Source organism: Aerosticca soli, from assembly GCF_003967035.1.
GTDB classification, from domain to species: domain Bacteria; phylum Pseudomonadota; class Gammaproteobacteria; order Xanthomonadales; family Rhodanobacteraceae; genus Aerosticca; species Aerosticca soli.
On sequence record NZ_AP018560.1, the window covers coordinates 2,352,059 to 2,365,485 of the forward strand.

The 13,427-nt window shown below is 68.9% G+C and carries 10 protein-coding genes; 7 read left to right on the forward strand and 3 right to left on the reverse strand.

What is annotated here, in order from left to right:
• Positions 1-80: 80 nt before the first annotated feature.
• Together ALSL_RS11005 and ALSL_RS11010 are read left to right on the forward strand one after the other, a co-directional pair.
• Positions 81-629, forward strand: coding sequence for an HdeD family acid-resistance protein (locus tag ALSL_RS11005; protein WP_126539131.1), 549 nt, complete (start codon positions 81-83; stop codon positions 627-629).
• Between the two features lie 95 nt (positions 630-724).
• Positions 725-1,525, forward strand: a complete 801-nt coding sequence (locus ALSL_RS11010) for an endonuclease/exonuclease/phosphatase family protein (protein ID WP_231700213.1) — start codon at positions 725-727, stop codon at positions 1,523-1,525.
• A 27-nt stretch (positions 1,526-1,552) separates the two neighbouring features.
• Here ALSL_RS11010 and ALSL_RS11015 read toward each other — a convergent pair whose 3' ends face one another.
• The 3 genes from ALSL_RS11015 to ALSL_RS11025 all read right to left on the reverse strand — a co-directional run bounded on the left by ALSL_RS11015 (position 1,553) and on the right by ALSL_RS11025 (position 6,330).
• The gene (locus tag ALSL_RS11015; RefSeq protein ID WP_126539135.1) at positions 1,553-2,260 is read right to left on the reverse strand and encodes a TSCPD domain-containing protein; all 708 of its coding nucleotides are present in this window, start codon (positions 2,258-2,260) and stop codon (positions 1,553-1,555) included.
• Between the two features lie 113 nt (positions 2,261-2,373).
• Positions 2,374-3,000, reverse strand: coding sequence for a hypothetical protein (locus tag ALSL_RS13870; RefSeq protein ID WP_331457734.1), 627 nt, complete (start codon positions 2,998-3,000; stop codon positions 2,374-2,376).
• A 60-nt stretch (positions 3,001-3,060) separates the two neighbouring features.
• Positions 3,061-6,330, reverse strand: coding sequence for an LAGLIDADG family homing endonuclease (locus tag ALSL_RS11025; RefSeq protein WP_126539137.1), 3,270 nt, complete (start codon positions 6,328-6,330; stop codon positions 3,061-3,063).
• A 260-nt stretch (positions 6,331-6,590) separates the two neighbouring features.
• On the opposite strand from ALSL_RS11025, the gene ALSL_RS11030 reads away from it, so the two are divergent.
• From ALSL_RS11030 to ALSL_RS11050, 5 genes are all read left to right on the forward strand, one after another.
• Positions 6,591-7,970 carry a Do family serine endopeptidase gene (locus ALSL_RS11030; protein WP_126539139.1) on the forward strand — a complete coding sequence of 460 codons (1,380 nt, stop codon included), beginning with the start codon at positions 6,591-6,593 and terminating at the stop codon, positions 7,968-7,970.
• A gap of 151 nt (positions 7,971-8,121) precedes the next feature.
• Entirely contained in the window at positions 8,122-9,423 is a 1,302-nt protein-coding gene (locus tag ALSL_RS11035) for a LysM peptidoglycan-binding domain-containing protein (RefSeq protein WP_126539141.1), read from the forward strand.
• A gap of 7 nt (positions 9,424-9,430) precedes the next feature.
• Entirely contained in the window at positions 9,431-10,153 is a 723-nt protein-coding gene (locus ALSL_RS11040; RefSeq protein WP_126539143.1) for an HAD family hydrolase, read from the forward strand.
• A 29-nt stretch (positions 10,154-10,182) separates the two neighbouring features.
• Positions 10,183-11,559 (forward strand): leucyl aminopeptidase family protein, encoded by a 1,377-nt coding sequence (locus ALSL_RS11045; RefSeq protein WP_126539145.1) that lies wholly within the window; start codon positions 10,183-10,185, stop codon positions 11,557-11,559.
• A gap of 86 nt (positions 11,560-11,645) precedes the next feature.
• Positions 11,646-13,388, forward strand: coding sequence for a M1 family metallopeptidase (locus tag ALSL_RS11050; RefSeq protein WP_331457735.1), 1,743 nt, complete (start codon positions 11,646-11,648; stop codon positions 13,386-13,388).
• Positions 13,389-13,427 lie beyond the last annotated feature (39 nt).

The following is a 13,427-nucleotide window of genomic DNA, read 5'->3' on the forward strand; positions in this document are numbered from 1 at the left end:
CATGGCGGCGGAGAACGCGGACGAGCATCCTCGCCTGCCGGCCGCGTTTTTTTCCATCGACACGTCACGAGGAGAGCGTCATGAATGCAGTGTTCGGGCAACTGGGTCGTCACTGGTGGGTTTTCGTGCTCTACGGAGTGGTCGCCGTGATCTTCGGCGTGTTCGCCATGCTGCGGCCGCTGGCCGCGGCCATCGGCCTGGCCTGGGCCTGCGGCGTGATGGCGCTGGCCGAAACGGTGATCAGCGTGTTCGCGCTGTTCGACCGTCAGGCCGGCGTCTCCAAGGGCTGGCTGGTGCTCTACGCGATCGCCTCGTTGATCTTCGGCCTGCTCGCGGTGAGCAATCCCTTCGCCACGGCCGGCGCGCTCCTGATGCTGCTCGCGGCGTGGCTGCTGGTCAGCGGCGTGTACCGCATCGTCTTCGCCATCCGCGTGCGCAAGGAGATCGAGGGCGAATGGCTGGTGGCGCTGAGCGGCGTGCTGGCGATCGTGCTCGGCGTGCTGTTCGTGCTGAGTCCGCTGGCGGGCCTTCTGGTGACGGCGATCTGGATCGGCGCGGCCTCGCTGGTCTACGGCATCCTGCAGATCGTCGCCGGCTTCAAGCTGCGCCAGCTGCGCCAGTCGCTTTGAAGACGGCCGCCGGATACGCCACGCCGCCGGGGAGGTCGCGCCGTCGCCTCCCCGGCGGCCAACGGTGGCTTCCGCTGTGGATGGCGCTTGCCGTCATGGCCGCCCTCGCCCCGGTCGCCCGAGCTTGCGAGGCGCTGCGGGTGATGAGCTTCAACGTGCGCGTGCCGGTGGCCAGCGACGGGCCCAACCGCTGGGAAGCGCGCCGCGAGCTCTTCGTCCGCACCATCGCCACGGCCCGCCCCGACCTGCTCGGCACGCAGGAACTGCATCAGCAACAAGCCGACGCCATCCTGGCCCGGCTGCCCGCGTACGCCTGGTTCGGCCTCGACCGCCGCGGCGGCCACACCGACGAGCACATGGGCCTGTTCTACCGTGGCGAGCGGCTACGCGTGCTCGACAGCGGCAACTTCTGGCTCTCGGACACGCCCGACGTGCCCGGCAGCATCAGCTGGGGGCATCCCTATCCGCGCATGGTCACCTGGGGGCTCTTCGAGGATCGTGCCTGCGGTCGGCGCTTCTACGCCTTCAATACCCACCTGCCCTACCGCGACGAGGACGAAGCGGCCCGGGTCAAGGGCGCACAGGCCATCCTGGCACGTCTGGCCGCGCTGCCGCCCGACGTGCCGGTGGTGCTCACCGGCGACCTGAACGCCGAACCGGACAGCCCGACCTACGCGCATCTCGCTGGCAACTTGCGCGATGCGCGGGCGATCGCATCCCGGGTCGAGGGCCCGGAAAAGACCTTCCACGATTTCACCGGCGTGCCGAACCGACGCATCGACTACATCTTCGTGCGTGGCTTCCGCGTCGACCGCTACGCCACCCTCACCGGGCACGAGGGGGCGCGCTACCCTTCCGATCACTTTCCGGTCATGGCCGAACTGCGCTGGCCCTGACGAAGCCGCCCACCCGGACGGCGGCCGTCAGCCGCACTTGCTGTAACCGCAGTTGAGGCAGGTCTGGCAACCGTCCAGCAGCACCAGCGCCTGGGTGTTGCACTTGCTGCACAGCATGGCCCCGGGCGGGAAAGCGCCCGCCTCGGCGGCCTGGGCCGACGAGGCCTCGCCGGCGGCGACATAGGCGGCGCGCTTCTCGGCGATCAGTTTGCGGGTGGATTCGTCCAGCTCCGGGTCGTGGATCAGGCCGATGTTCTTCAGGTGCCGCTCGATCACCGCGCCGATCTCGGCGACGATGCTCGGCATGTAGACGCCGCCAGCCTTGAAGTAGCCGCCGCGCGGATCGAACACCGCCTTCATCTCCTCGACCAGGAAGGTGACGTCGCCGCCCTTGCGGAACACCGCGGAAATGATCCGGGTGAGCGCGACGATCCACTGGAAATGGTCCATGTTCTTCGAGTTGATGAAGATCTCGAAGGGCCGCCGCTGCTCGTGCGGCGTGCCGGGATTGAGCACGATGTCGTTGATGGTGACGTACAGCGCGTGCTCGAACAGCGGGGATTTGATCTTGAAGGTGGAACCGACGAGCTGCTCGGGCCGCTCCAGGTTCTCGTGCATCTGGATCACTTCCGCCGTCGCCGGGCGCGGTGCGGCGGCGGGTGCGGCGGGCGCCGCCTTGTCTTCGGGCTTGACGACGGCGTAGCCCTTGATCTTCTTGTCGATCTTGATCGCCATGGTGGCTGATTTCCTTAGGGTGGATGCGGATGCGATCGGCAAGGACCCAGGCGGCGCGGACCGACCGCCTTCCCGGCCTCGCCCTACCGCGGCGGGCCGGGAAGGCTTAAGGCTCACTTCCTGCGGGCGGCGCCCCTGCCGGTCGATTTGGCCGCGACGGGGCGCTTGCCGACGGCGGCCTTGCGGGCGACGGTTTTCTTCGCCGCGCCACCGCGGCTGACCGCGGCGTGCTGGCGGGCCGGCGCCTTCTTGGCCGCGGTTTTTTTCGTGCTGCCCTTGCCGACGGCCTTCTTGACGGCGGCCTTCTTCGCCGCAGCCTTCTTGACTGCGGACTTCTTGGCCGGTGCCTTCTTCACTGCAGTCTTTTTCACTGCGACCTTCTTGGTGGCGGCCTTCTTCGCCGCCGGCTTGGCCGGTGCCTTCTTCACTGCAGTCTTTTTCACTGCGGCCTTCTTGGTGGCGGCCTTCTTCGCCGCCGGCTTGGCCGCTGCCTTCTTCGCCGCCGACTTCTTCGCCGCGACCTTTTTCACCGCCGCCCTGCGCGTGGCCGGCCGGGTCGAGCCGGTCTTGGCGGCCGGCTTCTTCGCCGCCTTGCGGGTGACCGACCGGCCGGCGGCAGCCGGCGTCACCGGCACTTCGACCGGCGTCGGCGTCGGCGGCGTGACGGCGGCCGCTGCCTGCTCGACCGGCGTCACGGACTGGGCCGCATCCTGGGTGGCGATTTCGCTTTCGATGGACATGACAGATCCCCTCCGAACGTGTGTGTGCGTATCGATACGAAGCTGCCCGGCGAATGGCGTCTAGAACTTGCCGTAGTAGCCTTCCTTCAGGGCATCGAAGAGGTTGGCCGCGGTGTGAATCTCGCCGTCGTATTCCACTTCTTCATTGCCCTTCAGTTCGACAACGCTACCGTCTTCCAATTCGAAGCGGTAGAGGGTGTTTTCGAGGTCCGACTCCTTGACCAGCACGCCCTGGAACGCGGCCGGATTGAAGCGGAAGGTGGTGCAGCCCTTGAGGCCTTGCTGGTAGGCGTAGAAGTAGATGTCCTTGAAGTCTTCGTAGGGATAATCGGTGGGCACGTTGGCGGTCTTGGAGATGGACGAATCCACCCACTTCTGCGCCGCGGCCTGGATGTCCACGTGTTCCTTCGGCGTGATGTCGTCGGCGGCGACGAAGTAATCGGGCAACTTTGCCGCCGGATCCTGCGCATACGGCAAGGCCTCGGCATTGATCAGCGCGCGGTAGGCGAGCAGCTCGTAGCTGTAGACCTCGATCTTTTCCTTGGTCTTGCGGCCTTCGCGGATCACGTTGCGCGAGTAGTGATGGGCAAACGATGGCTCGATGCCGTTGCTGGCATTGTTGGCCAGGCTCAGGCTGATGGTGCCGGTGGGCGCGATCGAGGTGTGGTGGGTGAAGCGGGCACCGACCTCGGCCAGCTCCTCCACCAGGGTCGGTGCGACTTCGGCGATGCGCTGCATGTAGCGGCTGTATTTCGCGTGCAGCACGCGGCCGGGCACGGTGTCGCCGATCCGGTAGCCGTCGGCAGCCATCTCGGGACGCTTGCGCAGCATGTCGCCGGTGACGACGTAGTCGCGCGCCAGGATCGGCGCCGGGCCCTTTTCGCGGGCGAGTTCGAGTGCCACCTCCCAGCCGGCCAGCGCCATCTCGCGCGAGACGTCCTCGGTGAAGGCCACCGCCGCGGCGCTGCCGTAGCGCAGTTTGAGCATCGTGAGGGTCGAACCCAGACCGAGAAAACCCATGCCGTGGCGGCGCTTGGAGAGGATCTCCTCGCGCTGCTGCGCGAGCGGCAGGCCGTTGATCTCGACCACGTTGTCGAGCATGCGGGTGAACACCTTGACCACTTCGCGGTATTCGTCCCAGTCGAAACGCGCACGCGGCCCGAACGGATCGCGCACGAACGCGGTCAGGTTGACCGAGCCGAGCAGGCAGGAGCCGTAGGGCGGCAAGGGCTGCTCGCCACATTGCCCGGTCACCAGGCCGTTGAAGATGACGGCATGGTGGTCCGGCTGGGTGGTATCGAACACGGCTTCCTCACCCACGTATTCGATGCTGGCGATGCGCGAGGTGAAGCGCTGGCTTTTACGCAGCGGCTTGTCCTGCCGCCAAGCGCGGTAGCGTTCATTCTTGCGCGGCAGCAGGAAACCGATCTCATCCATGAAGCGTTCGCGCGACTCGCCATCGATGATCAGCTCGTAGTCGGCGGTGCAGGCGTAGGCACGGCTCGCCCCATGGCCATCGGGCATCATGCGCATGCGCGCAGGCCGCCGCCTGCGGATGCGGCAGAACACACCGAAATTCGCCAGCAGCATCTGCACGTCCCTGAGCAGACTCTCGGCGCTGGACGCCAGGCGAACCGAGCAGCTCTGGCTGGCGATGGAGACGTTCACGGTGCCGTCGCACTGGAATAGCGCGCGCAAATAGCCCTTGACGCACGCCTCCGAGCCTCGCCAGATCACCTCCGGCACACGCAGCTTGGTGGCTGCGCTGAAACCGTGGTGCTCCAGCAGGCGGGCCAGCAGGACCGAACGGATGAATACCTGCTGCCGCTGCGGGACCGCCACGGGCGTGACCCGGTAGTCGCGCCCGGCCTGGGCGGTATGCGCGAGGAGCGTGTTGATGTACGCAGCCACGCGATCCGCCAGCACCCGCTCCTCGCCCCACAGCGAGACCACGGCGGCGCGCCGTTCCTTGCCACGATGGGTGAAATGGCCATCGCCGGTGATGAGGCCGAGCAGCAGGCCCAGGTCCTCGCTGCCCTGCTGGCCGAACTGGCCCTTGCCCGACTGCACCAGCAACCGGTCGCCGATCTTCAGGTCGCGCAGCTTGATCTTGCCGCGCTCGACATAGAAGTCGTGCCATTCGGTCGCCTTGATTTCATAGCCGTCCTCGGTGCGCACGCGATAGACCGGCGCACGCGGGGCGGTCATGAAGGCCGGCTTGGCGGGGCGGACCTCCACGCCCCTCGCGTCCAGACCCAGCGAACGCCGGTCGACCGACACCTCGAGCGGCACGCCCGCCGCGTAAAGCTCGCCAATCGGCACCATGCCGTATTGGGTGGCCAGCCGCGTGTCGGCGGTGACGCAGGGGTTGGTGGCGCGGATGTTTTCGCACCACCAGTTGTTGTTCATCTCGTTGACCTTGTCGATCAGGATGAACCCCGGCTCCGCGTAGTCGTAGGTGGAGACCATGATCATGTCCCACAGATGGCGGGCGCGGATGTGGCCGTAGATCTTGCAGGCGACCAGGCCGTCCTCGCGCACCACGTAGTTCTCGTGGGTGGGCCACTCGCGCCAGACCACCTGGGTTTCGTCGGCCAGATCGAGCTCGCCCTGCTCCTTCACGTGCACCGGGAACACCAGCGGCCAGTCGCGGTCGTGCTCGACCGCCTGCATGAAGCCCTCGGTGACCAGCAGCGAGAGGTTGAACTGGCGCAGCCGGCCGTTCTCGCGCTTGGCGCGGATGAACTCCTTGACGTCCGGGTGGCTGACGTCGAAGGTGCCCATCTGCGCGCCGCGCCGCCCACCGGCCGAGGACACCGTGAAGCACATCTTGTCGTAGATATCCATGAAGGACAGCGGCCCCGAGGTGTACGCCCCGGCACCGGACACGTACGCCCCGCGCGGGCGCAGCGTGGAGAACTCGTAGCCGATGCCGCAGCCGGCCTTCAGCGTGAGCCCGGCCTCGTGCACCTTCTCCAGGATGTCGTCCATCGAATCGCGGATGGTGCCCGACACCGTGCAATTGATCGTCGAGGTGGCCGGCTTGTGCTCCCAGGCGCCGGCATTGGAAGTGATGCGCCCGGCCGGAATCGCACCGCGACGCAGCGCCCACAGGAAGCGCTCGTACCAGTGCTCGCGCAGCTCGGGCGTGGCCTCCACCGCGGAAAGCGCGCGCGCCACCCGCTGCCAGGTTTCGTCCACGCTGCCATCGACCGGTTCGCCGAGCTTGTTCTTGAGCCGGTACTTCTTGTCCCAGATGTCGTACGAGGCCGGCTGCAGGGGAATCAGGACCGGATCGCGAGGCATGGGCGTGGCCCGTACGCTGGACATGGCAGAGGGATCTCCGAACGCTGGAGGGATGGGAAATGGCCCGCGTCTTGCAGAGCCGACGATGAGGCGCGAACACCAAACGTAGTGATCTTGGCTCGCCCTGAACACAAGGTATTGTGTTTCACCCCCAACCGCAAGGGCTGCAGGCCAAAACCGCGCTGAACCGGACGAGGGCAAGGGCGCCCGTCCGGACGAGCCGTCGGCGCCCGGCGCCGCTACGCTTGGCGCCGCGGAAAATCCCCACTTTAAGGAGAACCTCCATGCCCCCGTTCCCTCCCGCGCTGCGCTGGGCGCGCCTGTGGCTGCTGCTGATCGGCCTCGTCCTGGCCCTGCCGGCGGCCCGCGCCGGCATCCCGGTCATCGATGGCGGCCAGCCGGTGCCATCGCTCGCCCCGATGCTGGAGAAGGTCACCCCGGCGGTGGTCAACATCTCCACCAAGACCCGCATCCGGGTCCGCGACCCGTTCTTCGACGACCCGATGTTCCGGGAGTTTTTCGGTCTGCCGCCCGTGCAGCGCGAACGCGTCGAGCAGAGCCTGGGCTCGGGCGTGATCGTGGATGCCGCCAAGGGTTACGTGCTCACCAACAACCACGTGGTGGGCGGCGCCGACGACATCACGGTGACCCTGCAGGACGGGCGCAACCTGAAAGGCCGGCTGGTCGGCACCGATCCGGACACCGATGTCGCCGTGGTGCAGATCTCGGCGCCGGGGCTGACCGCGCTCTCGGTGGCCGATTCCAATCAGCTGCGCGTGGGTGATTTCGTGCTCGCGGTCGGCAACCCCTTCGGACTCGGCCAGACGGTGACCTCGGGCATCGTCTCGGCGCTCGGCCGCTCCGGCCTCGGCGGCCTGGGCTACCAGAACTTCATCCAGACCGACGCCTCGATCAATCCGGGCAATTCCGGCGGCGCACTGATCAACCTGCGCGGCGAGCTGGTCGGCATCAACACGATGATCTTCAGCCCTTCCGGCGGCAACGTCGGCATCGGCTTTGCGATCCCCTCCAATCTCGCCCGCGACGTGATGGGCCAGCTCATCGCCTATGGCAAGGTCCGTCGCGGCAGCCTGGGCGTGCTGGTGCAGGACCTCAACCCGCGGCTGGCGCGGCTGCTCGGCGTCAAGACGGATACCGGCGTGGTGGTGACCGAGGTGGTCCCCGGCTCGGCCGCCGACCGCGCCGGCATCGAGCCCGGGGATGTGCTGACCACGCTGAACGGCAAGCCGCTGCGCAGCGCCGACGAGCTGCGCAACCAGGAAGGCCTGCTGCCCCTGGGCAGCACGCTCAAGCTCGGCCTCATCCACGAGGGCAACCCACGCGAGGTGTCCGCCACGCTCGCGCCGGTGCCGCTGGCCACGCTCGACGGCGGCAAGCTGGATCAGCGCCTGGCCGGCGTGCGCTTCAGTGAACTGCCGCTGGAACTGCGCAACCAGGGCGCCGCCGGCGTGGCGGTGCAGGCGGTGCGCCCTGGCAGCCGTGCGGCGCAGGCCGGGCTGCGCGAGGGCGACGTGGTGATCGGTGTGGGCAACCATCGCATCACCGGGCTGCGCGACCTGCAGCGCATGCTCGGCGCCGGCCTGCGGCAGCTGGTGCTGATCGTGGCCGACGAGGAAGGCGCGCACTACGTGCTGCTGGATTGAATCGCGAGCGCCGCCACGGAGCCATGGCTCCGTGGCGGCGCCTTCTCAAGGTGAAAACGGCCCGAGGGCCGCGTATATTCTGGCCTCGCGGCACCGCGACACGTGCCGCCCGTGCAGCAGCCCTTTCCAGCAAGAAACCGAGCACCACCCCATGCGTCCCACCCTCGTTCGTATCCTCACCCTCGCCGTGCTTGGCGCCTGCTTCGGCCAGGGCGTCGTCGCAGCCACCAAGACTGCCGTCCATCACGGCAAGACTTCGCACAAGAAAACCGTCGCGCCGAAGGGGCCCACCCTGGTCTGGCGCGGCGACGTCACCAGCGCGCGCAGCGTCGTCACCGACGTGGCCGCGGCCTGGGAAAAGAGCGGCCACGGCCATCTCGAAGTGCAGTCGTTCAATACCGCCTCGGGGCTCGATGCGGTCAGCGCGGGCCTGGCCGACCTGGCCGGCGTGGCCCGCGAGGGCGACGGCAGCGCCGCCGAGAGCCGACTCGTCTTTACCCCGGTGGCCTGGGATGCCCTGGTCATCCTGACCCATCCGTCCAATCCGGTGAGCAACCTCACCCTGAAGCAGGTCCACGACGTCTACTACGGCAAGATCACCAACTGGCGCGAACTCGGCGGCCCGGATGCGCCGATCAACGTCTATGCGGTGGCCAGCCCCGGCGACGGCGTGGAATACAGCCTGCGCAGGCTGCTGTTCGGCCGCGGCAACCAGCCGGTCGCGGCACCGCGGCTGTACGTCAATACCGCCAAGCTGGAAGAGGCCGTCACCCTCGATCCGCACGCCTTCGGCGTCTCCACGCTGTCCGGAGCGATCGGCAACCGCAAGCTCAAGATGTTCAGCCTGGACGGCGTCGCGCCCAGCGTGGCCAACGTCGCCGACGGCAGCTATCCGCTGTACATGCCGGTCTACCTGGTCACCAATCCGTCCAGCCCGAAGGCGGCCGAGGCCAAGGCCTTCGTCGACTTCATGCAGAGCGAGGACGGCAAGGCGGTGCTGCGCAAGCACGCGATCCTGGCCTATGCCGATGCGCCCGCGCTGGCCGAGCTCGACGCCGACCGTCGCAGCCGCATCCTCGCCGAGGTCGGCGCCAGGCCGCTGCCGATCGGCGGCACGCCGATGGCCGCGCCCGGCGCCACCTACGCCGACCGCGCCGCCATCGCCCCCGGCTCGCCGCTCACCGAACAGGCCCGGCAGGCACTCGAAGCACGCCAGGCCGCCCAGGCACCGGCAGCAACGCCGGCGCCGGCAGATGAGCCTGCGCCGGCCGTGGCCGCGACGCCCAAACCCGCCACCGGCGGCGGCGCACGCACCTACACCGTGGCCAAGGGCGACACCTTGGGCTCGATCGCGCGGCGCAACGCCATCCAGGTGGCGCAACTGCGCGAATGGAATCACCTCAAGGGCGACAACATCCGCCAGGGCCAGGTGCTGCAACTCAGCGCCGACTGAAGCTAAGGTGCCGTCGATCCGCGCCATCACGCTCGATCTGGACGACACGCTGTGGCCGGTCCAACCGGCGCTGGAGCAGGCCGATCTGGCCGTGGACGCATGGCTGCGCGAGCACTGGCCGGCGGTCGCCGCCCGCTGGCCGGTGCCGGCGCTGCGCCGGCTGCGCGAGGAAGTGGCGCGCAGCCGGCCCGATCTGGCGCACGACTTCAGCGCCCAGCGCAGGCTCACCCTTGAGCGCGCCTTCGCCGCCTGCGGCGTGCACGAGCCTCCCGTGGAAGCCGCCTGGGCGGTGTATTTCGCCGCCCGCAACGCGGTGCGGCCCTATCCCGACAGCCATCCGGCGCTGGCGCGGCTCGCCGGCCGCCTGCCTCTGGCCAGCCTGACCAATGGCAATGCCGATCTTCGCCTGACCGGTCTCGAGGCGCACTTTCGGCACCACGTGTGCGCACGCGAAGTCGGCTGCGCCAAGCCCGATCCGCGCATCTTCCACGTCGCCGCCCGGCGTCTGGGCGTGGCGCCGGATGAACTGCTGCACGTGGGCGACGATCCCTGGCACGACGTGCACGGCGCCCGCGCGGCCGGGCTGCATTGTGCCTGGATCAACCGCGACGGAAGACCCTGGCCGGCATCGCTCGGCGAACCGCCCGCATGGGTCTTTGCGGACCTTGCCGGTCTCACCGCCTGGCTGGACCGGCAGCTTGCCGCGCCGTCCGCCCCGGGCGCGACCTGAAGATTCTTTTCTCTCGCGAGACCCAGCCCATGAGCGCCGTACTCATCCCCGCCGCCAGCGAACGCGACGAGATCGCGATCGAGGCGGTCACCGCCGAAACCCTCGACGCCGTCCGCGCCCGTCTTCCCGCCGCGCAGCGGCAATGGCTCGCGGACTGCGGCTTTACGGCCGCGCCCGGCCGCTGGATCGGCCTGCCCGATGCGCAGGGCCGGCTCGAACGCGTGCTGGTCGGCGTCGACCGCCGCGAACCCTTCGCCGCGCTGGCCGAGCTGCCGCAGGCGCTGCCGATCGGCCGCTACCGCCTGGACGAAGCCGGCGTGCCGCTCGAGCTGCGGCTGGCCGCACTGGGCTGGGCGCTCGGCGCCTACCGATTCCGCCTTTATCGCAAGCCTTCCCGGGAACCGGCCGCGCTGGCCCTGCCCGCCGAACTGCTCGGCCAGCTCGCGCCGCTGGTGGACGCCAGCTACCTCGTGCGCGACCTGGTCAACACGCCCACCGAAGAACTCGGCCCGGCCGAACTCGCCCTGGACATCGAACGGCTCGCCGACATGCACCAGGCCCGCGTGCGCACGTGGGTGGGCGATGATCTCCTAGCCGCCGGCTTCCCCGCCATCCACGCGGTCGGCCGCGCCAGCCATCGACCGCCGCGGCTGATCGAACTTAGCTGGGGCGAGGAAGCCGACCCCGGCCTGGTGATCGTCGGCAAGGGCGTGTGCTTCGACACCGGCGGGCTCGACCTCAAGAGTGCCGACGGCATGCGCAACATGAAGAAGGACATGGGTGGTGCCGCCCACGCCATCGCGCTGGCCGCCCTGGTCATGCACGCCCGGCTGCCGGTGCGGCTGAGCCTGCTGGTACCGGCGGTGGAGAACGCGATCGGGCCGCAGGCACTGCGGCCGGGCGACGTCATCGCCACCCGCGCCGGCTTCCGGGTGGAGATCGACAACACCGACGCCGAGGGGCGGCTGATCCTCGCCGATGCGCTCGCCTACGGCGCCGAGCAGCGGCCGGATCTCCTCATCGACATCGCCACCCTGACCGGCGCCGCCCGGGTGGCGCTGGGCCCGGACCTGCCGGCCCTGTTCAGCCGCGAGGACGCGCTGGCGGAGCGGCTGGTCGCCATCGGCCGGGCGCAGGCCGACCCGCTCTGGCGTCTGCCGCTGTGGCAGCCGTACCGGCGCCTGTTCGATTCCCAAGTGGCCGATTTCGCCAACGGCGGACCGTCGCGGCACGCCGGGGCGATCGTCGCCGCGCTCTATCTGGAGCGCTTCGTCCCGGCCGAGGTGCCCTGGCTGCACCTGGATACCTATGCGTGGAACGACACCGACCGCCCGGGCCGCCCGCGTGGCGGCGAAGCCCAGGGCCTGCGCGCCTTGTTCGCCCTGCTCGAGGAACGCTACGGCTAAACCCGCCTCCGGGCCATGACTTTGCGCCGATGCCAAAGGCAAGGGACGGCTGGCATGCTCGCCTCTTTGCAGGTGGAAGACCGACGGTGAACTTTTCAGCGCGCGCATGGCCGGCCCTCCTGGCCCTGCTCCTGGCCGGTCCGGGCCATGGCCGTACGACGACGCCACCGGCCGACCAGCCGCCGCTCAGCGCGCAGACGCTGCGCTCGGGCGGCGCCCTGCCGGACGCGCAGCGCCGGGTGCACTTCAGCCACGCCGAACTGCACTTTCGCGTCGATCCGGCCGCGCAGCGCCTGGATGCGCTGGCCCAGCTGGACTTCATCGCCAAGGAATCCACCGACCGGCTGCTGCTCGATCTGGATCGCAACCTCGCCATCCGCGCCATCGCGATCGACGGCAAGCCGCTCCCTGACGCGGCCTGGCGCAATCCCGACGGCCGCCTTGCCATCGACCTGCCCACCCGTCTCGCCGCGGGGGATAAGGTCACGGTGGAGATCCGCTACGGCGGCCGACCGCACACCGCCAGCCGCGCACCGTGGGACGGCGGTTTCGTGTGGTCGCACACCGATGACGGTGAGCCGTGGATCGCCACCGCGGTCGAGGGCGAGGGCTGCGACCTGTTCTGGCCGTGCATCGACCATCCGCAGGGCAAGCCCGACCTCGTCGACACCTACGTCACCGTGCCCAGGGACCTCGCCGCCCCAGGCAACGGCGTGCTGGTCGGCGTGCAGGACGAAGGCGCGCTGCGCACCTGGCACTGGCGCGTCCGGCAACCGACCACCTACGCGATCACGCTCAACATCGGCCCGTTCGAAGTGCTGAAGGCCACCTACCGCAGCCGCTACGGCAATACCATCCCCATGGAGTTCTGGTACCTGCGCGGCCACGAAGTCCAGGCCAGGGAGCTCTTCGCCGAGTTCCCGCCCATGCTCGACTTCTTCGAGCAGACCATCGGCCCGTATCCGTGGGGCGACGAGAAGATGGGCGTGGTCGAGACCCCGCACCTGGGCATGGAACACCAGACGCTCAACGCCTACGGCAACGGCTACAAGCCCGGCCCCTATGGCTTCGACTGGCTGCTGCAGCACGAATTCGCCCACGAATGGTTCGGCAACCAGCTGACCAATGCGGACTGGGACGACATGTGGCTGCACGAGGGCTTCGCTACCTACATGCAGCCGCTGTACGGCCGCGCCCTGGCCGGCGACATGGCCTATTTCGCCATGCTGCAGGAAGAGCGCCTGCAGCTGCGCAACCTGCATCCGGTGGTGAGCGGCCAGCGGCGCGCCGAGCACGAGGTCTACGACGCCGACCGCGGCCCGGGCAACGACATCTACTACAAGGCCTCGCTGATGCTGCACACGTTGCGCCAGCTGATCGGCGACGATGCGTTCTTCGAGGCCACCCGCCGGCTGGTGTACGGGCGGCCGGATCCCAGGCCGGGCAACTTCCGCCCGCGTTACGCCACCACCCAGGATTTCATCGACATCGTGCGCCAGGTCACCGGCCGCGACCTGCGCTGGTTCTTCGACGTCTACCTGTACGAGGCCGCGCTGCCGACGCTGGTCGAGGCGCGTCGGGGCGACACGCTCACGCTGCGCTGGCAGGTGCCGCAGGAGCGCCCCTTCCCGATGCCCGTAGAAGTGGAAGTGGACGGCGCCACCCGGCAGGTGCCGATGCCTCATGGCAGCGCCACGCTCACCGTGCCGGCCGGCGCCAGAGTCATCGTCGACCCGCATTCGCGCCTCCTGCGCGCGCAGCCGGCCATCGACCGCTACCGGCAATGGCGTGAGGCGCTGCAGGCACACGGCAAGGACGCCGCGCACTAGACCGCACGACCGCTGCCCACACGGACGCGCAGCGCCGAT